Origin of the sequence: Kribbella koreensis, assembly GCF_039525325.1 — a bacterium.
Classification (GTDB): domain Bacteria; phylum Actinomycetota; class Actinomycetes; order Propionibacteriales; family Kribbellaceae; genus Kribbella; species Kribbella koreensis.
In genome coordinates, this window is sequence record NZ_BAAAHK010000011.1 from 73,240 (window position 1) to 99,121 (window position 25,882).

The 25,882-nt window shown below is 68.1% G+C and carries 25 protein-coding genes; 10 read left to right on the top strand and 15 right to left on the bottom strand.

Annotated features, from left to right (window positions below):
* Positions 1–22 precede the first annotated feature (22 nt).
* The 3 genes from mfd to ABD116_RS22325 are packed head-to-tail and all read right to left on the bottom strand — an operon-like array spanning position 23 to position 4,902.
* Positions 23–3,646 carry a transcription-repair coupling factor gene (gene mfd / locus ABD116_RS22315; RefSeq protein ID WP_343973391.1) on the bottom strand — a complete coding sequence of 1,208 codons (3,624 nt, stop codon included), beginning with the start codon at positions 3,644–3,646 and terminating at the stop codon, positions 23–25.
* A 13-nt stretch (positions 3,647–3,659) separates the two neighbouring features.
* Entirely contained in the window at positions 3,660–4,235 is a 576-nt protein-coding gene (gene pth, locus ABD116_RS22320) for an aminoacyl-tRNA hydrolase (RefSeq protein WP_343973394.1), read from the bottom strand.
* A 43-nt stretch (positions 4,236–4,278) separates the two neighbouring features.
* Positions 4,279–4,902: a 50S ribosomal protein L25/general stress protein Ctc gene (locus ABD116_RS22325; RefSeq protein WP_343973397.1), complete on the bottom strand. Its 624-nt coding sequence runs from the start codon at positions 4,900–4,902 to the stop codon at positions 4,279–4,281.
* A gap of 343 nt (positions 4,903–5,245) precedes the next feature.
* Between ABD116_RS22325 and ABD116_RS22330 the strand changes: the two genes are divergently transcribed.
* From ABD116_RS22330 to ABD116_RS22370, 9 genes are all read left to right on the top strand, one after another.
* Positions 5,246–7,813, top strand: coding sequence for a TIGR03773 family transporter-associated surface protein (locus tag ABD116_RS22330; RefSeq protein ID WP_343973400.1), 2,568 nt, complete (start codon positions 5,246–5,248; stop codon positions 7,811–7,813).
* A gap of 32 nt (positions 7,814–7,845) precedes the next feature.
* Entirely contained in the window at positions 7,846–9,342 is a 1,497-nt protein-coding gene (locus tag ABD116_RS22335; RefSeq protein WP_425552120.1) for an anchored repeat ABC transporter, substrate-binding protein, read from the top strand.
* Positions 9,339–10,136, top strand: a complete 798-nt coding sequence (locus ABD116_RS22340; protein WP_343973403.1) for a TIGR03773 family transporter-associated surface protein — start codon at positions 9,339–9,341, stop codon at positions 10,134–10,136. The genes ABD116_RS22335 and ABD116_RS22340 overlap by 4 nt, the downstream gene beginning before the upstream one ends.
* Positions 10,133–10,936 carry an anchored repeat-type ABC transporter ATP-binding subunit gene (locus ABD116_RS22345; protein WP_343973405.1) on the top strand — a complete coding sequence of 268 codons (804 nt, stop codon included), beginning with the start codon at positions 10,133–10,135 and terminating at the stop codon, positions 10,934–10,936. The genes ABD116_RS22340 and ABD116_RS22345 overlap by 4 nt, the downstream gene beginning before the upstream one ends.
* The gene (locus ABD116_RS22350; protein ID WP_343973408.1) at positions 10,933–11,793 is read left to right on the top strand and encodes an anchored repeat-type ABC transporter permease subunit; all 861 of its coding nucleotides are present in this window, start codon (positions 10,933–10,935) and stop codon (positions 11,791–11,793) included. Before ABD116_RS22345 ends, ABD116_RS22350 begins: the two co-directional genes overlap by 4 nt.
* The gene (locus ABD116_RS22355) at positions 11,780–12,421 is read left to right on the top strand and encodes a choice-of-anchor M domain-containing protein (protein ID WP_343973411.1); all 642 of its coding nucleotides are present in this window, start codon (positions 11,780–11,782) and stop codon (positions 12,419–12,421) included. The genes ABD116_RS22350 and ABD116_RS22355 overlap by 14 nt, the downstream gene beginning before the upstream one ends.
* Positions 12,418–13,056, top strand: coding sequence for a choice-of-anchor M domain-containing protein (locus ABD116_RS22360; RefSeq protein WP_343973414.1), 639 nt, complete (start codon positions 12,418–12,420; stop codon positions 13,054–13,056). The genes ABD116_RS22355 and ABD116_RS22360 overlap by 4 nt, the downstream gene beginning before the upstream one ends.
* 68 nt (positions 13,057–13,124) lie before the next feature.
* Complete coding sequence (locus ABD116_RS22365; protein ID WP_343973417.1) at positions 13,125–13,988, top strand: cobalamin-binding protein; 864 nt, start codon at positions 13,125–13,127, stop codon at positions 13,986–13,988.
* A gap of 10 nt (positions 13,989–13,998) precedes the next feature.
* A complete protein-coding gene (locus ABD116_RS22370) occupies positions 13,999–14,676 on the top strand; it encodes a PhzF family phenazine biosynthesis protein (RefSeq protein WP_343973420.1) in 678 nt (225 codons plus the stop codon).
* Here ABD116_RS22370 and ABD116_RS22375 read toward each other — a convergent pair.
* Genes ABD116_RS22375 through ABD116_RS22390 form a run of 4 tightly spaced genes read right to left on the bottom strand, consistent with a single transcriptional unit; the run spans position 14,607 to position 18,808 of the window.
* Complete coding sequence (locus tag ABD116_RS22375; RefSeq protein WP_343973423.1) at positions 14,607–15,401, bottom strand: class I SAM-dependent methyltransferase; 795 nt, start codon at positions 15,399–15,401, stop codon at positions 14,607–14,609. The genes ABD116_RS22370 and ABD116_RS22375 overlap by 70 nt on opposite strands.
* Entirely contained in the window at positions 15,394–16,158 is a 765-nt protein-coding gene (locus tag ABD116_RS22380) for an NAD(P)-binding domain-containing protein (protein ID WP_343973426.1), read from the bottom strand. The genes ABD116_RS22375 and ABD116_RS22380 overlap by 8 nt, the downstream gene beginning before the upstream one ends.
* A 17-nt stretch (positions 16,159–16,175) precedes the next feature.
* Complete coding sequence (locus ABD116_RS22385) at positions 16,176–16,808, bottom strand: response regulator transcription factor (protein WP_343973429.1); 633 nt, start codon at positions 16,806–16,808, stop codon at positions 16,176–16,178.
* Positions 16,796–18,808 (bottom strand): sensor histidine kinase, encoded by a 2,013-nt coding sequence (locus tag ABD116_RS22390; protein WP_343973431.1) that lies wholly within the window; start codon positions 18,806–18,808, stop codon positions 16,796–16,798. Before ABD116_RS22390 ends, ABD116_RS22385 begins: the two co-directional genes overlap by 13 nt.
* A gap of 143 nt (positions 18,809–18,951) precedes the next feature.
* Between ABD116_RS22390 and ABD116_RS22395 the strand changes: the two genes are divergently transcribed.
* Positions 18,952–19,602 carry a hypothetical protein gene (locus ABD116_RS22395; RefSeq protein ID WP_343973434.1) on the top strand — a complete coding sequence of 217 codons (651 nt, stop codon included), beginning with the start codon at positions 18,952–18,954 and terminating at the stop codon, positions 19,600–19,602.
* On the opposite strand, the gene ABD116_RS22400 is transcribed toward ABD116_RS22395, so the two are convergent.
* From ABD116_RS22400 to ABD116_RS22435, 8 genes are all read right to left on the bottom strand, one after another.
* Positions 19,599–20,579 carry a ribose-phosphate diphosphokinase gene (locus ABD116_RS22400; RefSeq protein WP_328328431.1) on the bottom strand — a complete coding sequence of 327 codons (981 nt, stop codon included), beginning with the start codon at positions 20,577–20,579 and terminating at the stop codon, positions 19,599–19,601. The two genes, ABD116_RS22395 and ABD116_RS22400, sit on opposite strands and share 4 nt — an antisense overlap.
* A complete protein-coding gene (glmU, locus tag ABD116_RS22405) occupies positions 20,576–22,042 on the bottom strand; it encodes a bifunctional UDP-N-acetylglucosamine diphosphorylase/glucosamine-1-phosphate N-acetyltransferase GlmU (protein WP_343973438.1) in 1,467 nt (488 codons plus the stop codon). The genes ABD116_RS22400 and glmU overlap by 4 nt, the downstream gene beginning before the upstream one ends.
* 86 nt (positions 22,043–22,128) lie before the next feature.
* Positions 22,129–23,355 carry a hypothetical protein gene (locus ABD116_RS22410; protein ID WP_343973440.1) on the bottom strand — a complete coding sequence of 409 codons (1,227 nt, stop codon included), beginning with the start codon at positions 23,353–23,355 and terminating at the stop codon, positions 22,129–22,131.
* A 39-nt stretch (positions 23,356–23,394) separates the two neighbouring features.
* Positions 23,395–23,967, bottom strand: a complete 573-nt coding sequence (locus tag ABD116_RS22415; protein ID WP_343973443.1) for a redoxin domain-containing protein — start codon at positions 23,965–23,967, stop codon at positions 23,395–23,397.
* Between the two features lie 117 nt (positions 23,968–24,084).
* Positions 24,085–24,300: a hypothetical protein gene (locus tag ABD116_RS22420; RefSeq protein WP_343973446.1), complete on the bottom strand. Its 216-nt coding sequence runs from the start codon at positions 24,298–24,300 to the stop codon at positions 24,085–24,087.
* A gap of 18 nt (positions 24,301–24,318) precedes the next feature.
* Complete coding sequence (locus ABD116_RS22425) at positions 24,319–24,960, bottom strand: hypothetical protein (RefSeq protein WP_343973448.1); 642 nt, start codon at positions 24,958–24,960, stop codon at positions 24,319–24,321.
* A gap of 13 nt (positions 24,961–24,973) precedes the next feature.
* Positions 24,974–25,426 (bottom strand): aminoglycoside phosphotransferase family protein, encoded by a 453-nt coding sequence (locus ABD116_RS22430; RefSeq protein ID WP_343973451.1) that lies wholly within the window; start codon positions 25,424–25,426, stop codon positions 24,974–24,976.
* Complete coding sequence (locus ABD116_RS22435) at positions 25,410–25,859, bottom strand: aminoglycoside phosphotransferase family protein (RefSeq protein WP_343973454.1); 450 nt, start codon at positions 25,857–25,859, stop codon at positions 25,410–25,412. Before ABD116_RS22435 ends, ABD116_RS22430 begins: the two co-directional genes overlap by 17 nt.
* Between the last annotated feature and the right edge of the window lie 23 nt (positions 25,860–25,882).

Here is a 25,882-nt window from a genome sequence, read left to right on the forward strand (position 1 = left end):
CCTCGAATCTTCCAGTTCGTGGTCATACTGTCGCGCCGACCGGTTCGGCGATCACGTCGTCGATCAGTCTCGCGCACCATTGCAGCAGCTCCTGGTCGCGAAGCGGCTGACCGGCGACCGGCCGGGTGGCAGGTCTCGGCACCAGGATCGTACGCAGTTGCGGCTTGACCAGACTCTTCGGGTACAGCCTGTTCAGCCGGAGCACCTTCGAATCGGGCAGCTCGACCGGCCCGAACCGGATCAGATTGCCCTGCAGGGTGACGTCGTGGAGCCCCGCCCGGCGGGCGTGGTTGCGGAACTTCGCCACCTCGATCAGGTTCAGCACCGGCTGCGGGATGTCGCCGTACCGGTCGTGCAGCTCCTCGACCAGCTCGGCGATGCCGTCCTCGTCCCGTACGGCGGCCAGCCGCTGGTACATCTCCAGCCGCAGCCGCTGCGACGGCACGTAGTCGTGCGGCAGGTGCGCGTCGATCGGCAGCTCGATCTTGACCTCGGGCTCGTCGGCCTGGGTGTCACCCCGGTACTCCGCGACCGCCTCGCCCACCAGCCGGACGTACAGGTCGAACCCGACATCGGCGATGTGCCCCGACTGTTCGCCGCCGAGCAGGTTGCCGGCGCCGCGGATCTCGAGGTCCTTCATCGCGACCTGCATCCCGGCGCCCAGATCGGCGTGCTGCGCGATCGTCGCCAGCCGGTCGTGAGCCGTCTCGGTGAGCGGCTTCTCCGGCGGGAAGAAGAAGTACGCGTACGCCCGCTCGCGGCCACGCCCGACCCGGCCGCGCAGCTGGTGCAGCTGGGACAGCCCGAGCAGGTCGGAGCGCTCGACGATCAGCGTGTTCGCGTTGGAGATGTCGATGCCCGACTCGACGATCGTCGTACAGACGATCACGTCGGACTCCTTCTCCCAGAACCCCTGGATGACCTGCTCGAGCTGGTGCTCGGGCATCTGGCCATGGGCGACCGTGACGCGAGCCTCGGGGACCAGCTGGCGGATCCGGGCGGCCGCCTTCTCGATCGTGTTGACCCGGTTGTGGACGAAGAAGACCTGGCCCTCTCGGAGCAGTTCGCGCCGGATCGCGGCTGTCACCTGGCCCTCTTCGTACGCGCCGACAAACGTCAGCACCGGGTGCCGCTCCTCCGGCGGGGTGGCGATCGTCGACATCTCGCGGATGCCGGTGATCGACATCTCCAGCGTCCGCGGGATCGGCGTCGCCGACATGGTCAGTACGTCGACAGCCGTCCGCAACTGCTTCAGCTGCTCCTTGTGCTCGACCCCGAAGCGCTGCTCCTCGTCGACCACGACCAGCCCGAGATCCTTGAACGCGACCTCGCCGCCGAGCAGCCGGTGCGTACCGATCACCACGTCGACCGAGCCGTCGGCCAGCCCGTCCAGGGTCGCCTTGGACTCCTTGTCGGTCTGGAACCGCGACAGCGGCGCCACGTTGACCGGGAAGGCCGCATACCGCTCGGCGAAGGTCGCGTAGTGCTGCTGGACGAGCAGCGTGGTCGGCACCAGTACCGCGACCTGCTTACCGTCCTGCACCGCCTTGAAGGCAGCCCGTACTGCGATCTCGGTCTTGCCGTACCCGACGTCGCCACAGACGATCCGGTCCATCGGCGTGACGCGTTCCATGTCGTGCTTGACGTCGTCGATGGTGGCCAGCTGGTCCGGCGTCTCCACGAACGGGAACGCATCCTCCAGCTCGCGCTGCCACGGAGTGTCCTTGGCGAACGCGTGCCCCTTGGTCGCCTGGCGCGCGGCGTACAGCTTGATCAGCTCGCCGGCGATCTGGCGGACCGCCTTGCGTGCCCGGCCCTTGCGCTTGGCCCAGTCGCCGCCGCCCATCTTGTCGAGCGTGGGCTGCTCGCCGCCGACGTACCGGGTGACCTGGTCGAGCTGGTCGGTCGGCACGTACAGCCGGTCGCCGGGCTGGCCGCGCTTGCTCGGCGCGAACTCGATGACGATGTACTCGCGGGTGGCCTTCTGTGCGCCGGTACCAACGGTGCGCTGGAGCATTTCGGCGTACCGGCCGACGCCGTGCTGTTCGTGCACCACGTAGTCGCCCGGCGCCAGCTCCAGCGGGTCGACCGTCTTCTTGCGGCGGCTCGGCATCCGTTGCTGGGAACGCCGTTCGGCCGCCGAGCGCTGGCCGGCCAGGTCGTTCTCGGTGAGCACCGCGAACTTGATGCCCTCGGCAATGAACCCGCGATCGAGAGCGCCCTGCGAGATCTGCACGACACCCGTCGGCGGGATGCCGTCGATGCTGTCGACGGTCCGCGCGGGCAGCTCCGCCTCGGAGAACACCTCGGCCAGCCGCTGGGCCGGACCGTGTCCTTCGGTGACGCAGACGACGCGCCAGCCGTCCCGCAGCCAGCCGCGCACATCCTCAACGGCAGCGGCGGTTTCGCCGCGATACGGGTCGACCTCATGGGCCGCGACGATCCGGCTGCGGACCGCGCCGGCGTCCGGGTCGATGTCGAAGGAGACGCGCTCGCCCATCGAGTCGCGCAGCTCCGGCGCATCGGTCGGCGCGATCGCGAACGGCGACATGCTCCACCAGGCCAGGCCCTTGGCCAGCGCGTGAGACCGGACATCGGCCAGCGACATGTACGCCGCTGCGCCAAGGTCGATCGGAGCGTCGCCACCACCGGCGGCCGCGGCCCAGGATGCCTCCAGGAACTCCTGACTGGTCGCGACCAGGTCGTGCGCCCGCGCCCGGACCCGCTCAGGATCGCTGACGACGACGTGCGTGCCGGCCGGCATCAGGTCGACGAGCAGCTCCATGTCGTCGACGAGGACGGGCGCGAGCGACTCCATCCCCTCGACCGCATGTCCTTCGGCCAGCTTCTCGAACAGCTCGGACAGCTCCGGGTGCTCCTTGGCCAGTACTGCGGCCCGCGCGCGCACCTCGTCGGTCAGCAGCAACTCACGGCACGGGGGCGCCCACAGGCCGTGCTGGGCGATCTCCAGGGACCGCTGGTCGGCGACTGCGAAGTACCGGATCTCTTCGACGTCGTCGCCGAAGAAGTCGACCCGCAGCGGGTGCTCCTCGGTCGGCGGGAAGACGTCGATGATGCCGCCGCGGACGGCGAACTCGCCCCGGCGCTCGACCAGGTCGACACGGTTGTACGCCGCTGCCGCCAGCCGCTCGGTGACGTCCTCGAGCTCGACCGAGTCGCCGACGTGCAGCTGGACCGGGCGGAGATCGGCGAGCCCGGCGACCTGGGGCTGCAATACGGACCGTACGGGCGCGACGAGGATCTTGATCGGGCCGGTGGTCTCGTCCGACGGGTCCGGGTGCGCGAGCCTGCGGAGTACGGCGAGACGGCGGCCGACCGTGTCGGAACGCGGTGACAGGCGCTCGTGCGGGAGCGTCTCCCAGGCGGGGTAATAGGCGACGGTGCCGGGCTCGACCAGGCACTGCAGCGCCTCGGAGAGCTCCTCGGCCTCGCGGAAGGTGGCGGTGACTGCCAGGACGGGCCGATCCGCGCCCTGGGCGGCCGCGAGGGCAGCCATCAGCACCGGGCGGATCGGCCCGGGTGCGCTCAGGTCGAGGGTCGTGATGCCGTCGTTCTTGGCGTCACGAACGGCCTCGGCTACCACCGGATCGGTGATCAGGGTGTCGACCAGGCCGGCCAGTTTCACGAGTTGTCCCTCACTAAGAGTTGAACCGTCCTTGGGTTACTTCCAGGCCATCCGTCATCAGGGACTCGACCGCGTCGGCTGTCCGGTCGACAGCGAACGGGAGGTCCTTGCGTTCGGCTGAGGAGAACTCGTTGAGGACGAAGTCTGCGGGGTTCTGCCGGCCGGGCGGGCGCCCGACGCCGAACCGGACTCGATAGTAGTCGCCGGTGCCAACCGACTTGCGGATCGACTTGAGCCCGTTGTGCCCGTTGTCGCCGCCGCCGAACTTGGCCCGGAGGACGCCGAAGTCGATGTCCAGCTCGTCATGCAGCACGATCATGGACTTCGGCTCGACCTTGAAGAACTTCAGCAGGCCGGAGACCGGTCCGCCGGACTCGTTCATGTAGGACCGGGGCTTGGCCAGGATCGTCCGGATGCCGCTGATCCTGGCCTCGACCACCTCGGCCTTGGCCTGCTTGTGCTGTTTCCAGTTGCCGCCGACCCGGGAGACCAGCTCGTCGGCGACCATCTGGCCGACGTTGTGCCGGGTCTTGGCATAGGAAGGGCCGGGATTCCCCAGCCCGACGACCAACCACACGTCGTCCGCCACGAATCCCGGCCCTTCCTGTTGAAGCTGTTGTACTGCGTACTGCTTACGCCTCGGCGGCGACCGGCTCGTCGCGCTCGATGCCGGCCTCGGCCTCGGCCTCGGCCATCTCGGCGTCGGCCTGGGCCGCGGTCTGCGCGGCGGTGATGTTGACGATCAGGGTCTCCGGCTCGACGGCCAGCGTGGTCCCGGCCGGGAGCTTCAGGTCGGACGCGTGGATCTGGGCGCCGGCGTCCAGGCCCTCGATGGAGACGGTGACGCCATCGGGGATGTGGGTGGCCTCGGCCTCGACCAGAACGGTCGCGTTCTCGAGCACGACCAGGGTCTCGCTGACGGCGTCGCCCTCGAGGTGGACCGAGATCTCGACCTGGACCTTCTCACCGCGCTTCACGATGACCAGGTCGACGTGCTCGATGGTGTTCTTGATCGGGTCGCGCTGGACCTGCTTCGGCAGCGCGAGCAGGCTCTCCGAGCCCTCGACCTCGATCAGCAGCAGGGCGTTCGCGGTCTTCAGCGCCAGCATGGTGTCGTGACCGGGCAGCGTGATGTGCACCGGGTCCGTGCCGTGGCCGTACAGAACGGCGGGCACCTTGTGGTCCCGGCGGATACGGCGGGCAGCACCCTTGCCGAACTCCGTGCGCGACTCGGCTTGGATCTTGACCTCGGCCACGAGATGAACTCCTCAAGTGCGTTGCGGTGATTAATCGTCGGTGGTGTTACAAAGTTGCTAGAGCCTCAGCGGGCACGTCTTGACTCCCGTACAGGCGTCAGGCAACGAACCACCGCGTCGATCACGGAGCCGCTCCCGACAGTTCGCGCGTGAGCGCGACTGTGTCCGGGGGGCGTCCCTCGCCGAGGCAACCAAAACAGTTTACCCACGACTCAGCCCAGACAGGAAATCCGTTCTGGGGGTGACTTTGTTCCCTCTGGATCGTGACGACTTTCGGGCGCCGTCCGGGGCAGTTTCGGCATCGCTTACTGAAAATGATTGTCAGATCAGTTAAGTTCCTCCCGTGACCGCCACTCACCCTCGCTCCCCCCTGCCCACCCGCCTCCGAACCCAACTCAGCACCCTCCTGCGCGCCCGCCGTCGCCCCGGCCCGCTCTCCGCCGGTCTCCGCGCAGGCTTGCTGGCAACTGGCGCGGCGCTCCTGGTGCTCGCTCTCGCGCTGGGCATGGCGCTGCAGCCGTTGCGTTCCTATGCGGGCGGGGCGCCGGAGGTGTTGCGGGCGGTCCATACGGACGCTCTGCACACGACGTACGACGGATCGGTACTGCGGCTGAGCACCCGGATCGGCCTGGGCGAGTACCGCGAGGCGGATCCCGCGAATCTGATCTTCAACCTCGAGGACAAGGCGTCCGCCCGGGTCGAACTCCCCGACCTCCCCGCCTTCGCCTTCCTCGGCAAACCCGGCGACCCGGTCTGGATCGCCCCCGAATCCCAGGACCCCGACCTGATCTGGCCCGGCTGGGACACCGAAACCATCACCCCCGGCACCCTCGCCGGCGATGCCGTAGACCTAACCCTCCTGTCGGCATCCGGCCCAGGAAACGTAGAGATCTTCTTCAACTACGACGACTTCACCGGCACCGCCCAACGCCTCTTCTCCGCCGCCGACCCCACCCTCCGAACCCTCCACCAACCAGTAGGCCGCCACGTCCACGCCAACTGGTCCTTCACCGCCCTAGGCACCTACCACCTAACTTTCCAAGCCACCGCCACCACCACAACCGGCACCCCAATCGCCTCCACCCCCACCACCTACACCTTCGTAATAGGCCCCTACACCCCACCCAGCACGCCCACCACCCCACCCAGTACTCCCGGCACGCCCACCACCCCACCGGGCACCCCGCCGACCACCTCGACCCCTTCCAACACCCCCACCGCCACACCAACCGGCCCAGGCCACCCGACCCCCACCGGACCAGAACACCCCACCCCAACCGCCCCCGGCCGAACCACCCCGACCCCGACCGGACCGACGGGACCGACTGGACCGACCGCTCCGACGCCCACCTCAACCCGCACCACCACGCCCACTCCGGCGCCCACCTCGACCCGCACCGCCACACCCACTCCGGCGCCCACCACACCCCCGTCGGCCCCGCCCAGCACGCGCCCGCCCAGCACACCCCCGACCTCGACCCCCACCCCAACCACTCCCCTCTCGCAGCCTCCGCGCTCTTCTGCTTTTTCCGGCGGCGATGAGGAGCACGCGACAAGCGATTCCCCGCCGAACCTCAACAACAGCAACCCGCCACCCGGCTCCCTCCCGCCCTGCCCAACCACCAGCACCCCACCAACCAACCCGACCACCCAGAGCAACCCCACAACCGCACAAACCAACCCACCCGGCACAACCAACTCACCCAGCCCCACAAACCCCTCAACCACCGGCCCGACAAACCCTGCCAACCCCACCAGAACCACCCTCGACAACGGCCACGCCGACTACGCAGTACGCCTCGAAAACGGCCATCTGAACTCCCGCATAAAGGACGGCACCAAACCCGGCACCCCCATCTGGCGCGACCCCTCATCCGTCACCATCAAACTCACCCCAGCCTCAGCCACCCACGCCCCCGGCGGCGCCTTCAACTTCCTCGGCCCGGCCGGCTCCCCCCTCTGGCAGATCCCCCAAACCCAGAAGGACGGCGTAATCTGGCTCGGCTGGAACACCGAAGAGCTCACCAGCTCCCAGCTCTCCACCCCAGTCGACTGGCGCCTGACCAAGGTCACCGGCCCCGGCACCATCGCCGTCTTCGAGTTCGACTCCTTCGGCCAACCCAAAATCATCTTCAACAGCCGGGACGGCCTCCCCGACACCTACAAAATCCCCCTCGGCACCCACGCCCACGGCAACTGGTCCTTCACCAAACCAGGCACCTACCAAGCAACCTTCACCCACTCAGCCACCCTCACCACCGGCACCCACTCCACCACCACCTCCACGCTCACCTTCGTAGTCCCCACCACCCCCTCCAACGCCTCCAGCGGCGCCCACCCCGCAGTCGCCCACACCACCAGCGCGAGCGGCGCAGCTGCCGTCGGCGGCACGGATGGCGCGAGTACGACAAGCACCGCCGCGTCCGCGGGCGGTGCAGCTGCAGCAGATGCAACGCACCGCGTAGGCGGCGGAGACTTCGCGGCCGGCATGGGCAGCCCCGATACCGCGGTTGATGCGGCGGAGCCAGGTAGCCAGGGTTCGGTGCAGGCCGCGAGCGCGGTGCCCGTGCGAGCGGGCGGGCTGGTTGATCCAGCATCGCGGGCGCGGGCGAACGTGCTGGTTGGTGCGACGGAGCCGGATCGGGCGGTGCTTGCTGCGGGGTCGCAGCTACGAGCGAGCGTGCTGACTGAGGCGACGTCGCCGGATCGGGCGGGGCTTGATGCGGCGGGGCCGGCGGGGAGTCGCACCGGGGTTGCTGGGGTTTCGCCTTCCCGGGGTGTTGTGGAGGGATGCCGGTTGGCTTCTACGGGGGCTGAGGTTGGGCCTGCGTGGATTGGTGCGGGCGTGACCTTGTTGGTGATCGGGGTTGTGACTCTGGTTGCTACTCGTCGCCGTCGGGGTGACGCGTGAGGCGCGGCAGGCAGGTCAGCGCCGCGGTGGTTGTGTTCGTAGTACTGGCGGCTGCTGGGTGCGCGGGAAGCGCGCCTGGAGCCGGCGGCAAGGTCGATGTGGTGACGACGACTGAGATTTTGGCTGACCTGGTGCAGCGGGTTGGTGGGGATCAGGTGTCCGCCACCTCACTGGTGCCGGCCGGTGGGGATCCGCATTCGTACGAGCCGACGCCCGCGGATGCCAAGCGGGTCGCCAGAGCTGACGTCACCTTCACCAATCACCTGCTGCTGGAACCGCAGTCGCTCATCAAGACGATCGACGCGAACGCCCCGAAGGACGCACCCAACATCTCGCTCGCGGAGGCGGCTGAGTCGTACGGCGCGCACGTGATCCCGCTCGTCGAGGACATCGGGCTCGACGTGCTCTGGCTCGGCCTGCGCGTACGCGGTACCGGCAAAGCGCGCGGCGCCACCCGCACCTCATCGATCCACCTCACCGCCACCAAGATCGACGGACCGGGCAAGCTCGTCGCCTACCTCACCGAGTCCCTCGGCCAACCTGACCTGTACTTCGATTCGAGCAACCCAGCCGACAGTACGACGCTCCCGCCCGCCGCCCATACCCATCTCAACTGGGCGTTCACCAAACCCGGCGTCTACCACCTCACCCTCGAAGGCAGGCTCGACAACGGCCGACCACTCGGCAAGGGCACCTTCACCTTCGCGGTCGGCGTCGAACCGCACCAGGTCGAACCGGCCGACGGCGGCAAAGCGACAGTGCTCGACGACGGGCACACCGACCTCACCGTCGACCTCGACAGCGGCCAGGTCTACGCGTACTCCGATGCGCAGCGCGTCGGCGCGGCGCAATCCGTAGTACCGGCCGGCCGGGTCGTCATCGATGTGCCCGGCAAGGCGCTCGAGACCGTGCCGGACGATCCGCGGTTCGCGTTCCTCGGCAAGGCGGGGGCGCAGATCCATCAGCTCCCGCAGGCGGTGCTCGGCAAGCACGTGCACGGCGAGATCGACCCGCATCTGTGGGAGGACGTGGCCAACGCGAAGGCCTACGTGCAGTTGATTCGCGACACGTTGATCGAGGTCGATCCGCAATCGGCACCCACCTACAAGACCAACACCGACGCGTACCTGCGTGAGCTCGACGAGCTGGACGAGTACGTCCGGTCGCAGCTGGCGAAGATTCCGGCCGACCGGCGGCAGCTGATCACCACGCATGACGCGTTCGGGTACCTGGCTTCGGCGTACCAGCTGAAGGTCGCCGGGTTCGTCGTACCGAATCCGGCGCAGGAGCCGAGCGTCGATCAGGTGCGCAGGCTGTCCGAGACGATCCGCAACCTGAAGGTGCCTGCCGTCTTCACCGAGCCGAACCTGGCGCAGCGCGCGTCCGTGCTGACCCAGGTCGCCCGCGACAACGGCGTCCGGGTGTGCTCGATCTACGGCGATTCGTTCGACGAACACGCCCGGTCCTACGTCGCGATGATGCGGCACAACGCCGACGAGCTGCTGCTCTGCCTGGGGGAATCTCGATGACACCGTTGTTTTTGTTGCCGCTAGCAATTACCTCGATGGCGGCCGCGCCGGCGCCCCCTGACGCGCAGGTGGTGATCGCGGACGGGCACGTCGATCTCGGACCGCGGTTCGTGGACGGCAAGTGGACGATCCAGTTGCGCGACGACACCGCGGATCCGGTCGTCTGGCGGCCGCTGGAGAACGTCGTCGTCCAGGCGACCGGCAAGGCTGAGCTGTCGGTGCCCGCAGATCCGGCCTATGCGTTTCTGGGCAAGACAGGTCAGAAGATCTGGGTGATCCCGCAGGTGCAGCAGCCGGGCGTCGTCTGGCCGGGCTGGAACACGCAGGATCCCGAGGTCGCCAAGCGCGTCGACCGTGAGGTCACCTGGAAGCTCAACGGTGTCGACGGTCCGGGCACGTTCACGCTCTTCCTCAACTCGGACTTCGGCAAGCCCGCCCCGGTCTTCGACAGCCGCAAGCCGTACCCGCAGGAGACCGGTATCGACGTCAACACCCACGTCCACGGCAATTGGACGTTCTCCGCCGCTGGTACCTACCTCCTCGACATCACCATGACAGCCAACCTCACCGACGGCACCACAGTCACCGACCGCCGACCTCTCCGCCTGCACGCCGGCCCCGGCGATGCCCGAGACGCTTTCAAGACGACAACGATCGACGAGCAGGCCCCATCGAGTTCAGCCGGCGGAGGACGCGGGCGGGACGTTGCTGTGGCTGGGTTCGCCGTGCTGCTGGCGGTCGGCGTTGGCTTCGCCGTACGTCTGCTTGTACGCCGGAAGCGAGCGACCGCATGAACAGCCGGCGTGACCCAGCGCGGCCGAAGGCCGACGCCGACCAGCAGGCGAGCCAGGGCGTGCTGCGCCTTGGTGGGGTTGCTGTTGAGCTTGCAGGGCGGCAGGTGCTGCATGACGTGGATCTACTGGTTGGGCGGGGCGAGCAAGTTGGGCTGATCGGGCCCAACGGGGCCGGGAAGACGACGTTGCTGCGGGCGCTGCTTGGGCTGGTGCCGACCACGCGGGGCAGCATCGCGATCGACGGGCGTACGCCGCGGGAAGCGCGGGGCAGCATCGGGTACGTCCCGCAGCGGCACGAGTTCGTCTGGGACTACCCCGTCGACGTCCGTACCGCCGCGATGACCGGCCGTACCCACCGCATCGGCTGGCTGAGACGACCCGGCCGAGCAGACAAAGCAGCTGTGGACGAGGCGCTGGAGCGGGTTGACCTGGTCGATCTGCAACGCAGGCCTATCGGGGAGCTGTCCGGTGGGCAGCGGCAGCGGGTGCTGGTTGCCAGGGCACTCGCTCTCCGGCCGAAGCTGCTGTTGCTGGACGAGCCGTTCACCGGGCTCGACGTACCGACGCAGGAGATTCTCACCCGGTTGTTCCGGACGTTGACCAGTGAAGGCACCGCCATTCTGATGACGACACACGATCTGCCGGCAGCAGCAGATACCTGCAGCCGGCTGTGCCTGCTCAACGAGACAGTGATTGCCGACGGTCCGCCAGAAGAGCTACGCGACCCAGCCGTGTGGCTAAGGGCCTTCGGAGTCGCGCGTTCCGAGCAGTTGCTGCACACGCTCGGGGTGGCCCGATGATCGAGTTCTTCACCGAGCCGTGGGACCACGTGTTCATGCAGCGCGCGTTCCTCGTCGTACTGATGTCAGGCGTCGTCTGCGGCGTCATCGGCAGCCACGTCGCACTCCGCGGAATGGCCTTCATCGGTGATGCGGTCGCGCACGCGGTCTTCCCCGGCATCGCGATCGCCTTCGTCCTGCACACCAGCCTGGTCGTCGGCGGCATCGTCGCCGGCCTGATCACCGCACTCTCCGTCGCTGTCTTCTCCCAGAACCGGCGGCTCAAGGAGGACACGGTGATCGGCGTCTTCTTCGCCGCCGCGTTCGGGCTCGGCATCGTGGTGATGAGCACCGCGCCCGGGTACGGCGGATCGCTCGAGTCGTTCCTCTTCGGCTCGGTCCTAGGAATCGGCAACGGCGATGTCGTCACGGTCGCGATCGCCGGCGCCGTCCTGCTCCTGATCACCGGCGCGCTCCACAAGGAGTTCGTCACCGTCGGCCTCGACCGCGAGACGGCCCGCTCGGTCGGCCTGCCCATCTTCTGGCTCGACATGGCCCTCTACGCCATGGTGACGATCGCCATCGTCATCTCCATCCAAGCGGTCGGCAACATACTGGTCCTCGCCCTACTGATCACCCCAGCCGCCTGCGCCCGGCTCCTGACCGACCGGATCGGCCGGATGATGCTGATCGCGCCACTGATCGGCGCGTTCTCAGGCCTGGTCGGGCTCTACCTCTCCTACGCGTTCAACCTCGCCGCCGGCGGGTTGATCGTGCTGACGGCGACCGTCGTCTTCATCGCCTGCTGGGTGTTCGCTCCCCGGCACGGCCTCCTCAAATTTGCCCAAGTAAGAAAGGAAAGTCATGCGCACAATTAACCGCGTTGCGCTGCCCGCTGCGGCGGTGCTCGCGCTGACCGGCCTGTCCCTGCCGGCCGATGCCAGCCCGAATGTCACCCTCGACCAGGGTCACGTCGACGTGATCGGCATCGCCTTCGAGGACGGCGCCTTCAACCTGCACATCCATGACGAGGAGCACGGCGTCGAGTACGCGCCATCCGAAGTCGACCTGGTTGCCAAGCCCGGCTCGGAGATCGCAGTCCCCGACAACCCGCAGTACGGATTCCTCGGTACGCCGGGCAGCCGCGCCTGGGTCCTGCCGCAAGTACAGGACCCCGACCTGCTCTGGCCCGGCATCGGCGCCGAGGAGATCGAGCCCGGTGTCTTCAAGGACGACGCGCTGAAGGTCGACGTCATCGACGTCACCGGCCCGGCCGACCTGAGCGTCTTCACCACCGACGCCTTCGGTTCGCCGACCGTACTGGTCGACAGCGGCAACGGACTCCCGGACCGGATCAACACGGCCGCCGGCGGCCACCTGCACGCCAACTGGGCGTTCGAGGCGGCTGGCACGTACAAGGTGAAGGTCAAGGTCTGTGGCACGCTCGCCGCCACCGGCAAGACCGTCTCCGCTGTCGCGACCTACACCTTCAAGGTGAACCAGTGAAGGCCCGGGTGCTCGCAGGCGCCGGTACCGCCGCGCTGGTCGCCATGCTCCAGGTACTGCCCGCACATGCCCTCACCACCATCTCCGCCGGGCACGTGGACGCAGTAGACGTCGACTGGACCGGCTCTGCCCTCACGCTCGACCTGCGCGACGGCACAGTCACCCCCAACGTCGACCGCAACCCGGCTGACGTAGTACTGAACGCAGTGTCGGCCAGTAAGACGACAGTGCCGTCCGGATCGGCGTACAGCTTCCTCGGTACGCCGGGGAGCGCCGTCTGGATCCTGCCGCAGACCCAGGTGAGTAACATCGTCTGGCCGGGCTTCAACACCGAGGGCGTGCCCAGTGGCGCGCTGCAGGGCAACACGCTCAACGTGAAGCTGATCTCGGTCAGCGGACCGGCCGACGTGAGCGTCTACACCACCAGCTCACTCGGCAGCCCGACCATCTGGTTCGACAGCGGCAACGGTCTCCCGGACACCCGGGCGATCGCCATCAACACGCACGCCCACGCCAACTGGGCGTTCGAGGCGGCCGGCACGTACACCGTCGTCTTCGAAGCCACCGGTACCACGGCGGCCGGCGCCGCGGTCACCACCGGCCAGAAGACCTACACCTTCACCGTCCAGCCCTAACCCCGATCCGTCGTGGAGGTGCGGCGCCGCACCTCCACGGCCTACCGGAACCCCTTAGGGTTGTGAAAATGAGGATTGTCTCTCTGCTGCCGTCGGCCACCGAGATCTGTTTCGCTCTCGGAGGCGGCGACGACGTTCTCGGCGTGACCTTCGAATGCGACTACCCGGCCGAGGCGCGGGCCCGGCGGATCGTCTCCACCACCAACCTCCCCGAAGGCCTCACCCCGCTCCAGATCGACACCGCCGTCCGCGAACGCGTCGCCGCTGGCGAGGACCTCTACAAGCTCGACCGCGACGCGCTGCGCGCCCTCGACCCCGATCTCGTCATCACCCAGGATCTCTGCCAGGTCTGCGCGATCGACGTCGACGACGTCGAGGAGGCACTGTCCTACCTCGGCTGCCAGGCCGAGGTGGTGACCACCGACCCACACGACCTCGACGAGGTGTTCGACTCGATCGAGCTGATCGGCAACGCCATCGGCCGCCCGGCCGGCCGCTTCGTCGAGGACCTGCGCAAGCGCCTGGCGAAGGTCCGCATCCAGGGCAGCACGCGGGTGATGCTGCTCGAGTGGACCGACCCACCGTTCGCGCCCGGCCACTGGGTCCCCGAGATGATCGAGTACGCCGGTGGCGTCAGCGTCCTCGGCACGACCGGCCTCCGCTCCGTACGCACCACCTGGCCCGCCATCGAGGCTGCTCACCCGGAGGTGATCGTCTCGGCCCCCTGCGGCTTCGACCTCGACGCCGCAAGCGCCCTCACCCAAGAGCTACTCGACCAAGGCCACCTGCCGACCGGAGTACCAGTCTGGGCCGTAGACGCCAACGGCTGCTTCGCCCGCCCCGGCCCCCGCCTGGTCGACGGCGTAGAAGCCCTGGCCGCCCTCCTCCACAACGGCCCAGTAGACCCGACCGTCGCACGCCGCCTCAGATAACGTCAGCTGTATGACTGACGTGCAGGTGGTGCGGGTGTTCGCGGATCCGGCCGGCAATTTCGGGAACAAGCTCGGGGTGGTGCTCGACGGCGCCTCGATCGCTGACCCAGGCGACCGGCAGAAGCTTGCGGCTGAGCTGGGCTACCCCGAGACGATCTTCTTCGACGATCTCGAGCGGGCCGACTTCAAGATCTACACCCCGGCGGTCGAGCTGCCGTTCGCCGGTCATCCGTCGGTTGGCGCGGCGTGGGTGCTCACTCGCGAGCTGGGCAAGGCGCCCGCCGTACTGCGGCCTCCGGCCGGCGAAGTACCCACCTGGCAGGAAGGCGACGACGTCTGGGTCCGCGGCCCTCTCGCCTCAGCACCGCCGTGGTGGCACGAGCGCCTCGACTCCCCCGAGGCCGTCGACCAGCTCACCGGCCCACTCGCCCCGGAGCAGGACGCGACTCAGCTCTGGGCCTGGGAGAACGAGCAGGCGGGCACCGTCCGGGTCCGCGTCTTCGGCCGCCGCTTCGGCATCCCCGAAGACGAGGCCTGCGGTTCAGCCTCGATGCGCCTCGCCGCCGCCCTCGGCCGCCGCCTCACCATCCACCACGGCAACGGCTCGCTCGTCCTCGCTCAGCCCGGTCCGCCGTCGTACGCCGAAGTAGGCGGCCGAGTCGTCGCAGATTCGCAACTGCAGAGCTGAACCTGCGAATCCGCGGTAAATGGCCGGCCGGACCAATCACCGAAGCGCTCGACCAACTGAAGGCCGCCGAGGGAGACGAGTAGTGGTAGCTCTTGCGGGAAGATGCTCCTGATCTCGAGGGGCGCGACGACGAAGTCCGGCTCGGCGTCGGTTGAGAGGTACCAGGTCCCGCGGGTGACCTGCGCGGCCGCGTCGTAGGTCTCGGCGACATCGACGCTGACCTTGCCGCGGTCAGGATCCTCGAACGACAACGTCTCCCGGGTACGCCGTACGCCGTCGGCCTCGGCCAGCAATTGCACGCTCGGGTTGAAGACATCGAAGACCAGCCGTGCTCCGGGCACCAGGTGTCGGCGTACCGACTGGAAGCAGCTCACCAGATCATCGGCCTCCTGCAGATGCAGCAGGGAATTGGCGGTGATGTAGACGAAGTCGAAGGTGCGGCCCAGGTCGAAGGACCGCATGTCGCCCTGGATCCATTCGATCGCTACACCGCGCCCGTCCGCCTTCCGCTGAGCCTCGGCCAGCATGTCCGAGGAGAAGTCCAGGCCTACGCACGGATGCCCATCGGCTGCGATCGGGATCAGCTTCTGTCCGGTACCGCAGCCGAGTTCCAGTACGCTCCCGCCTTGCCGGTCGGCCTCGGCCCGGTAGAAGTCGACGGCCGGCCCGCCGCCCGGGAACATCAGGTCGTACAGCCTCGCGTGCGAGTAGAACTCATCACTCATCAAGTCTGCTCCAGACTTTGCGGAGGGCTCGTGCGGCGTCGCCTTCTAGGCCGGCGGCGTCCAGCGTCTCCCCCAACTCGTCGAACTCGGGTCCCCACCGCCACGCCACGCTCCGCAGCGCGTCGGGCAACCCCGGATCCTTCAACGACCCGGCGTCCGCGCGCACCTGCTGGGCCGTCAGCGCGTCGGTGACGCCATGCTTCTCGGCGAGCTGGAAGGCCAGTACCGCGAGGGCGGCTTTTCCCTTGTTGTAAAGCGCGTACGCCGACTTCGCCGCCGACGCGGCTCCAACGGTATCTCCTACGACCATCGGAGTCACCGCAGTTTCTGCCCAGAGGTCAGCGGCTGCGGCGGCGGCTGGGCCGGAGAGCATCAGGTGGGTCGGGCTCGGGCCGCCGGTCGGTGGTGGGCCGACTACGCCGGCGTCGACGAAGGTTGCGTCTGGCAATGCGTCTTGGGCTGCTTGGAGGGACTTCGGGGAGAGGGGGTTGGCCTCGATGTAGATTCCGGCGAAGCCTGCTTCTCCCACCAGGCGCGCGACGTCGACGGCGCCCTGGGGTGCACAGGAACAGAGAACGGCGTCGGCGGTCGCGATCGCGTCAGCGAACGTAGTACCGATCAAGCCGGCGGCCTCGGCGCGCTCGACCGATGCCTGGCTGCGGCCGTCCGGCACCCATCGCACTTCGTGGCCTGCGGCAACCAATTGCGCGGCCAGTTGGGAACCCATTGCGCCGGGGTGGAAGACAGCGATTCGCATTCAGCACATCCGTTCGGTCAGTTCTGGCCAAGATATGCCAGTACTGCGAGGACGCGGCGGTTGTGTTCGGCATTCGAGTACAACCCGAGCTTGCTCATGATGCTCGCGACGTGCGTCTCCACGGTCCGCTCGTTGAGCCACAGCCGGCGGCCGACTCCCGCGTTGGTACACCCCTCGGCCATCAACGCGAGCACCTCCTTCTCCCGCGGCGTCAACGCGGCAAGGCGATCCGCCCGCCCCAGCAGCCGCCCGACCACCTCAGGATCCAACGCCGAACCCCCTGCGGCGACCCGCGCCAACGCATCCAGGAACTGATCGACGTCCAGCACCCGATCCTTGAGCAGATACCCGAACCCGCCAGTGCTCACCAGCTCCACCGAATGCCGCGTCTCCACATGCTGCGACAACAAGACGATCCCGAGCGATGGGTACGACGTCCTGAGCTGCCGCGCCGCCCGAGCCCCGTCATCGGTGTGGTCCGGTGGCATCCGAATGTCGATCACCGCGAGATCCGGCGAGGTCTCCGCCACCACCGTCAACAGACTCACCGCGTCGCCGGCCCGCCCGACCACCTCATGCCCGGCATCGTCGAGCAACCGTGCGAGTCCTTCACGGAACAGCGCCGAATCCTCCCCGATCACGATCCGCACGGCAGCACCGCCTCGATCGTCGTACCGCGCCCAGCCGGACTGTTCATCGACAACGACCCGCCGACCGCCGCGACGCGATCCACCAACCCACTCAGCCCCGAACCAGGCCGCGGGATCGCACCCCCACACCCGTCGTCCTCGACCCGAATCCTCACATCGCCAGCCGACTGCGCCACCCGTACTGCGATCGACGTCGCGCGCGAGTACTTCGCCGCGTTGGCGACCGCCTCGGCGGCCACGAAGTACGCCGTCGTCGCCAGGTCGTCCGGCAACTCCCCAGGCCCGATGTGCAGCTGGACGGGGATCGGCAACGTCTGCGTGATCGCCGCCAGCGCCGCGTGCAACCCGTCGTCGAGGCTGGTCGGCCGCAGCCCGTGCGCGATCTGCCGAAGCTCGGCGATCGCCGTCGCCAGCTCAGCGACACCCTGGTCGAGCAGCCCGTTCACGTCGACCGTCCCGTCGTCGAGGTGGCGCTGCGCCAGCCGCATGGCCATGCCGAGCGAGACGAGTCGCTGCTGAGCACCGTCGTGGAGATCGCGTTCGAGCCGTCGGCGTTCCTGGTCGCCGGCCTGGACGAGTCGGGTGCGGCTGGCTTCCACCTCACGCAGTGCTCCGGCCAATTCGGCTCGCAGGCGACTGACCTCGACGAGACTTGCGGCGCTGGTCGCGACAGCGCGGAGTACGGCTGGACCGGTCTCGCCTTCCAGCAATCCGATCTGAACGCCGCCGAGCATCACCGGCACGCCACCGCTGACCCCGACCGGACGGCCCTTGGCGTCGATGAAACCCGAGGCGCCAGGCACCAGCAGTCCGACCCGGAGCGTTGGGTCCCGCAACGCAGTCTGCAGCGACTTCTCTAGCTCCTCCGGCTGGGCCTGATCCGTGTGGATCCGGCGCTGGAGATCCTCGATGGCCAGCAATGCGGCCCGGCGGGGCGGGTAGAGGCGGCGGTCGACGAAGCGTTGCAGGCGTGCGCGCAGGGGTGCGAGGACGAGTGCGCAGGCCGCGGTGGCGATCGCGGCGGCGGTGGCAGATCCCTTGCCCAGGAAGAGTCCCAGGGTCAGCGCGGTCACGGCGTACGTACCGAGCAGAACGACCATGACGATCGCGTAGGTGACCGTGTCGGCGACCACCCGGTCCACGTCGTACAGGTCGTGGCGGAGCATGGCGACCGCAACCGAGGCGGGCAGGGCGATCAGGGTGGCGATGCCGAAGACCGTCGAGACCGAGGCCGTATCGCCGGTGAGGACGATCTCGGTGAGGCAGACGAACGGGTACGTGACGACGGCGAGGCCGGCGAGTGAGAGCCATTTGAGTTGGGCCCGCACGCGACCGGTGGACCGGCGGAAGCGCACGAAGAGTGAGATCGCGGCCGCGATGAAGAGCGCCAGCATCAAGGCGAAGACGACCTCGCTGAGCGCACGGATCGCCAGGGGTGGCCGGCCGAAGGGTCTGGGGAGATCCTGCAATGGCGCTGGGAACGGGATCGTAGCGACGGCTCCGAAACCTTGCTGGGCGAACCCGAGCACCACCAGGCTCACCGCTACCGTCCGCCAGCGACGGCCGGAGAGTAACCCGTCGGGGAAATGGAGGAGGAGCAGAGCAACCGCAACGAAGAGCCACCACCCGCTCTCGTCGAGCAGCGCGACGACGCGACTGTCGAACGGGAGCACGGCTCCGTCGGCCACCACACCGGAGGTCGGCGGAACGGCGCCCGGCACACCGGCCGCGGCGACGATCGCGTAGTAGACGTCGCGGGCCGCCAGGAACATGGCGATTGTGCCTACCCAGGTGAGAAGTAGGCCGACCAGGTTGTCAGGCGCCTTGCGGTTGATGAGCAGACCTAGGACAGCGATTGCCATGCTGACGGCGCCGAGGGCGATGAAGTTGCGGGCGGTGTGCTCGCCGGCAGGGTGGGTGAGCAGCAATGAGCCGCTCCCCGCTGCCATCGTCAGGACGAGCAGGAAGAGGCCGAGCGTCGCCCATCGCGGCCACCGCATGTCGTCAGAGTAAGTCCGCGAAGGCCGCCCCGGCTCCGGGTTACCACGGAGATCCATCTCCGCGCCCGCTCCGATGTGCCCGCCCACCCCCAGCCGCTTCGCTGAGAAGGTCCGCGATTCTGCACCTCAGGGGGTACCAGAAAATGTCCACCGAAACGCTCACCCGCACCGTCGCCCCACGCCGCGTCGGCTACGTCGCCATCGCTCTGGCGCTCACCGCCCTGGCCGCCCTCCCCGGCGGCCTCCTTTGGCCCGAGCCATCCGGCGGCGGCGAGACCTACTCGTACGCCGACATCCAGCCCCACCGCACCCTCTGGTGGGTACTCCTCGTCGCACTGGCCACGAACCTGGTCATCAACGTCCCGGCTCAGGCGCTGCTCACCGTCTACCTCGTCAAGGCACGCGGCGCCGCCTGGGCGACGGTCGGCGGCATCATCATGTGGATCGGCACCGCCCTGTACGCCGTCGGCGGGGGCTTGTGGGCGTCGGCGTACTACTTCGCCACCGCGCCGGGCGTCGATCCGTCGGTGATCGAGCGGGTCAACGACGACCTGGCGCACATCTTCGGCGTGTTGATCCCCGGCTCGCTACTCGTTGCCATCGGCACCGTTGTCCAGGCGGTCGGACTGCTGCGCTCGCGCGCCGTCCCGCGCTGGATCCCGGTGCTCTGGCTGACGATCGTGGCGACGTTCGTCGTACCGGGCAACGGGGTCGCCGGTCTGATCACCGCCGTACCGATGACCGCCGCCAGCCTCGGTACGGCGTACTACGCCTGGAAGAAAGCGACGGTCTAGGCGCGACCGTCGAACAGCTTGGTCACCGAGCCGTCCTCGAACACCTCGCGGATGGCTTGGCTGATCAGCGGCGCGATGGTCAGCACGGTCAGCTTGTCGAACTCGCGCTCGGCCGGGATCGGCAGCGTGTTGGTGACGATCACCTCGGTGGCCTGGCAGTTCTTCAGCCGGTCCACCGCCGGACCGGACAGAATCGCATGGGTCGCGGCGATCACCACGCCCGCGGCGCCGTCGGCCATCAGCGCGTCGGCCGCCTTGGTGATGGTGCCGCCGGTGTCGATCATGTCGTCGACCAGGATGCAGACCCGGCCCTTGACCTCACCGACGACCCGGTTGGCGACGGTCTCGTTCGGCCGGTCGATGTCGCGGGTCTTGTGGATGAAGGCCAGCGGCGCGTTGTTCAGCCGGGCCGACCACTGCTCGGCGACCTTGATCCGGCCGGCGTCCGGCGAGACCACGGCCAGCTGCTGCTCGCCGTACTTCTCCCGCACGTAGTCGGTCAGGATCGGCAGCGCCATCAGGTGGTCGACGGGTCCGTCGAAGAAGCCCTGGATCTGCGAGGTGTGCAGGTCGACGCAGATCAGCCGGTTCGCGCCGGCCGTCTTGAACAGGTCGGCCATCAGCCGGGCCGAGATCGGCTCCCGGCCGCGGTGCTTCTTGTCCTGCCGGGCGTACCCGTAGAACGGCAGCACCACGGTGATCCGCTTGGCCGACGCCCGCTTCAGCGCGTCGACCATGATCAGCTGCTCCATGATCCACTCGTTGATCGGCGAGGTGTGGCTCTGGATCACGAACGCGTCCGAGCCCCGGACCGACTCCTCGAACCGGACGTAGATCTCGCCGTTGGCGAAGTCGTACGCCGACGTCGGCACCAGGCCGGAGCCGAGCTCCTCCGCGACCTGCTCCGCCAGGGCCGGATGGGCCCGTCCGGAGAACACCATCAGGTTCTTCTCGGTCGCCCGTTTCATTCCACTCATGGCCGCGCCTCCCGTTGGTCCTTCTCGCCAGTGTCACCCTGGAGCGCCTCTTCCGCAGCCTTCGCGGTCTTGGTACCTGCACGCTTGCGGGCGACCCAGCCCTTGATGTTGCGCTGCCGGACGCGGGCGACGGCGATCTCGCCCGGTCCGACCGGTGTGTCGATCGCGCTACCCGCCGCGATGTAGGCGCCGTCGGCGATGTCGGCCGGTGCGATCAGCACCGAGTTGCTGCCGACGAACGAGTACTTGCCGATGGTGGAGTGGAACTTGTTGACGCCGTCGTAGTTGGCGAAGATCGTGCCGGCGCCGATGTTCGCGCCCTCGCCGATCGTCGCGTCACCGGCGTACGTCAGGTGCGGGACCTTGGCGCCGTCCGCGATGGCGGCGTTCTTGGTCTCGACGAAGGTGCCGATCTTGCCCTTCACGCCCAGCGTCGTCCCGGGCCTCAGGTACGCGAACGGCCCGACGCTCGCTCCGGCGCCGATCACCGCGCCGAACCCGTGGGTGCGGATGATCGTGGCCCCCTCGCCGACCTCGATGTCGGTCAGCGTCGTGTCCGGGCCGATGGTGGCGCCGGTGGCGACCTTGGTGGCGCCGTGCAGCTGCGTGTTCGGCAGCAGGGTGACGTCGCGGTCGAGGGTGACGGTGGAGTCGACCCAGGTGGTGTTCGGGTCGACCACGGTGACGCCGGCCCGCATCAGGGTGTCGAGGGTGCGGCGGTTCAGCTCGGCGCGCAGGGTGGCCAGCTGGACCCGGTCGTTCACGCCCTCGGTCTGCATCGCGTCCTCGGTGACGTACGCACCGACCCGCTTGCCGTCGCTCTTGGCGATCGCCAGTACGTCGGTCAGGTACAGCTCGCCCTGCGCGTTGTCGGTGGTGATCCGGGTCAGTCCGTCGCGCAGGGTGGCCGCGTCGAACGCGTAGATGCCGGCGTTGATCTCGTCGATCCGGCGCTGCTCGGGGCTGGCGTCCTTGTGCTCGACGATGGCCGCCACGCTGCCGTCGTCACCGGGGATGATCCGGCCGTAGCCGGTCGGGTCCGGGACCCGCGCGGACAGCACGGTGATCGCGTTGCCGCTGCGCTCGTGCTCGGCGACGAGCTCCTTGAGCGTCTCCGCCTCGAGCAGGGGGACGTCACCCGACGTGACGACGACAGTACCGTCGAAATCGGCCGGTACGGCGGTGAGGCCGGAGCGGACCGCGTCGCCGGTGCCCAGCTGCTGCTCCTGGACGGCGGTACGGACTCCGGGGTCGACCTCAGCCAGGTGCGCCTCGACGAGTTCACGGCCGGTACCGACCACGACCACGAGGTGCTCCGGGGCGAGTGCCCGGGCGGCGACCACGGCGTGCCCGACGAGAGTGCGCCCGCCGATCTCGTGCAGCACCTTGGGGAGGGCGGATTTCATCCGGGTCCCCTGCCCGGCGGCCATGATGATGACGGAGGCAGGACGGTGGGAAGTCACTCGGTCTTCTCCTCGAGTTCCCGGCAAGTTCGGCTGGAACAGCTGTCTACGGACACTCGGAACGGTGCCCTGGTCAGCCTACTTGCTCAGCCGGCGGACCCTCGCACGGACTCCACCAGCCGCTCCTCTGTGAAACCGGTGTATTCCTGCATCAGACGGTCCCTGGCCGCGTCGTTGTAGCCGCGACGGGCGACTTGGCGGTAGTACTCCGTGACCGGTTTCACTCCCGCTTCAGCGATCAACTGCTCCACGGCACGGAGGCTGATGGCCTCATTGACGGGCTCGTCGTCGTCCGGGAGGCGGGTGAGCTGGGCGACCTGCTGCTTGCTGAGCTCGGCGCGTCTGGCTTGTCGCTCCGCGCTGGGGAGGGCCTGGATTTCGGCGTACTGCGCCATGCCCTCGGCCAGCCAGTGGGGAGCGCCGTCGCCGAGTCGGACGGGGAGGAGGTGCATGAGGACGTGGTTCAGCTGGGCCGGGGTGAGGGTGGTCTGGCGGAGTACGACCCAGCCGCCCGCGGGCTGGATGGAGCCGATGGCGGGGCTGAGCATGGCGCGGACCTGGGCCGGCTCGGCGCCGGGGAGGGTCGGCGGGATCTCGGTCAGGACCTGGGGTTCGCGCAGCGCAACGACGTACGGGACGACCTGCAACTGGCCCGGCCAGATCGCCCTGACCCGCTTGGCCGCCGCGATTGTCTCGGTGGCGAGACGCTGGGCCTTCGCCAGCTGGCCTTGGTTGGTGATGACGACGACGTTGGGCTTCCGCAGTACCGCGATCGGCCCGAAATCCCATGGCTGCCGATTGGACCCGATCTCGTCGTCAAGCGCCCGATCAGACGTCATCCACAGGCGGCCTTTCCGGATCACATAGCTGTAGCCGACGTCCGTAGCCGCCTGATCGAGCCTGCTGCCTGTCAGCGTGAACCGCATGCTGACCCGGAAGGTGCCCGGCTGCCCCTTCAGGTTCTCCCAGGGCTCGGCGCGCCGATAGACCACGCTCATCCCGATCGCCCGGAGATTCCGGAACAACTGCGCCTGCCTCGGTCGCAGCGCCGGCACCACATCCTGCAGAAACAACTTTTCGTTGTTGGTGTCGATGGCGATCCCGCGCCGCGCCAGATTCGCATCCACCGCGCTGGCCAGCACCGGATCCACCTCACCGGTCCGGCTGGGCCACATGGTCTGGAGCGACACCCCACGAGTCGCCTCGCTGGTGAGCCGCGCAGTACTAGCGGCCGGCGTGATCGCCAGCCACAGCCCACCAGCTACCACCAACGCCGCAACGACCGGCGTCAACGCCCCTCGCAACCCACGCACGCGCCCATCGTCACGTACTTACTGTTGGGACACCAATTCCTAGGCCTTGCGATCCCACCCGTGGAACTTCGAATGATCGCCCGAGTCCCAAGCCTCCCGGAGCCCAGGCTTGCTGAGATCCCAGTCCGGCCGTACCTCAGCCGATGCGGCCCGTAGATCCCGCCACAACTCGTCGGTGGACGGCCGCCCCCAGAACCAGTACCCGTTGTAGACGCTGTGCACGACCAGCCCCGGCTTGAGCACCAACGTATGCGGAATCATCGGGTCGTTGTCAGGATCCGTGTACTCCTGAATCTCCAGCTCCCGCTGCACGATCCGTCCCGGATCCGACAAGAACGGCCACTGCGCCCCCACCGATGCCCGGAACTCCTGCATCGTGTGATGCACGTCGGTGGTGATCGTCACGATCTTCGTGTAAGCCACCGCCAACTTGGCCTGCATCCCCGCCAACTCCAGATGCTGCAGATGCTCCTTGGGGCAGTAATGCCCCCGAGCCAAGGTCAGAATCATCGGATCCCGCCCCTGAATCTCACTCAACTTCCGAACCACTTCATCCTGATCCGGCAACGAATAGTCCGGAAACACCCCACCCGCAGCAATGTCCGCCCGCATCACAACCACCTCTCGGCCGCCCGATTCCCCGCCCCACCACTCTCCGCCCGAAACCCACCCTGCACCAGCCCCGCTCGCGGGCCCGAGACCACCGTGAAAGGCTCCACCTGACCGCGGCTATTCGATGTAGCCGGTCGTGAGGTCGACCTGCTTGAGGAACGAGCGGATCGACTCCTCCATCGAGGCTGTACTCAGCGGCGACCCGTCTGACGTCGCCGAGCTGAAGCCGTAGCCCGGGTTCGGGCCGGAGATCCAGTCGAAGTGGTAGTGGCCGGGCTGGTCAACCCGTACGTCGAACAGTTCACCGTCGACCTCGACTCGCTCCGCTTCCATAGGTACAGAAGGTAGCTGTTAGGGCGTGATGGTGAGGTCCAGCGGGGCGGACAGCAGGCTCTCACCGCCGACCTGAAGTTCGATGATCAGCTCCCACTGTCCGGGCGGAACCGCATACGGCAGGTCGGGCACGACCGAGGCAGTGCCGATCAAGACGGGCAAGGAACGGGTCTGGTGAGGTGCGATCTCGAACCCCATCAGCGACAGGGGCTGCGGGCCGACGAACCTACCGACCACGTTGCCGGAATCGTCGGTCACCACCGAGGACAGCTCGCCGTTGCTGGACAGCACCTGGGGATAGGCAGCCCGATTCGTCACCAGTACCTCCCTGCGCGACGTCCGCCCGCTCCGGACCGACAACGGCGCCGCCGAATCGACCTCGAACCTGGTGGGTTCAACCGGTACTCCGTACAGCTGGTCCCAGCGCTCGCCGAGCCAGAACTCGCCCGCTGGAAAGGTCATCGCCCCGACGCGCAGGTCGACGAGCTCTCCGTACTTCGTATGCAGCGTCGCCGCGATCTCGGTCGCCCAGGCGTCCAACTCGATGTGGATCCGCGTCTCGGACCGCTCGCTGTCAGGGTCAGGGCCCGACATCAGCGCGTCCGGCGACTCGGCGTACAGGCGTCGCAAGTCCTCCCGCAGGCTCTCCCAACCGGCCATGCCTGACGATACGTCAGGCGATAGCTGCGACGGTCTCGCTCACTCCGGCTCCATGTTGCTCGCCGTACTCGGCGCTCCAGAGGGTGTCCTTGACCGCGCACGCTTGGACCCAGCGGACGACTCGCTCGTGCTCCAGCTCGGCGGCCTCCGCGAATGCCGCCAACTGATACGGCAGCGTCTTCGCCAGCTCCGGCATCGTGTGCCACCGGTCCCGCAGCAGGTTGACAGCGTCGTACGCCGGATCCCCCGCCCACCCTTTCGGATCGACCACCAGCCAAGGCTCGCGCCCACCCCTGAGCACATTGCTGAAGTTCATATCCCCATGCACCAACAGATCCGGCTGATCCTTCGCCAGCTCACGACAACTCTCCAGCGCTCGCCCGACGAGCCGATCCGGCAGCTCGGTCCGTACCTTCCCGTACCGCGACTCGATCTCCCGCGCCCACTCGTCAGCAACCCCCTTCAACGACGGAAACTCCTCCCCCCGCCGTCACCGCCAACCGCCGATTCAACCGCCCCGCGACCACGACCCGCTCAACCGCATCCGGCAGGTCCCGCAGCGACTCGCTGCCCGCCCTCTCCAACACCATCGCGAACGCCGCAGCATCGTTCTCCAGCAACTGCACAGCCCCGCGCCCAGCCCACACCGCCAGCGCCTTCGGCTCAGCCACATTCCCCGGATGAGGAAACGACACCTTCAAAACAGCAGCGGTCCCATCCACCCGCTCCACCGGTACGACGACCCCAACCGCCCCATGCATCACCCCACCCGACGGCGTCAACTCCCACCGAGCCAACGCGCGATCGACCAGCCCCGGCAACGCATCGATCCACTCCCGCCCCCGCTCGCCTTCCCGCTCACAGGTCTCCGCCACGAACGCCCCAGGAACCGCGATCATCACCCCACCCTAGGCTCCACCAG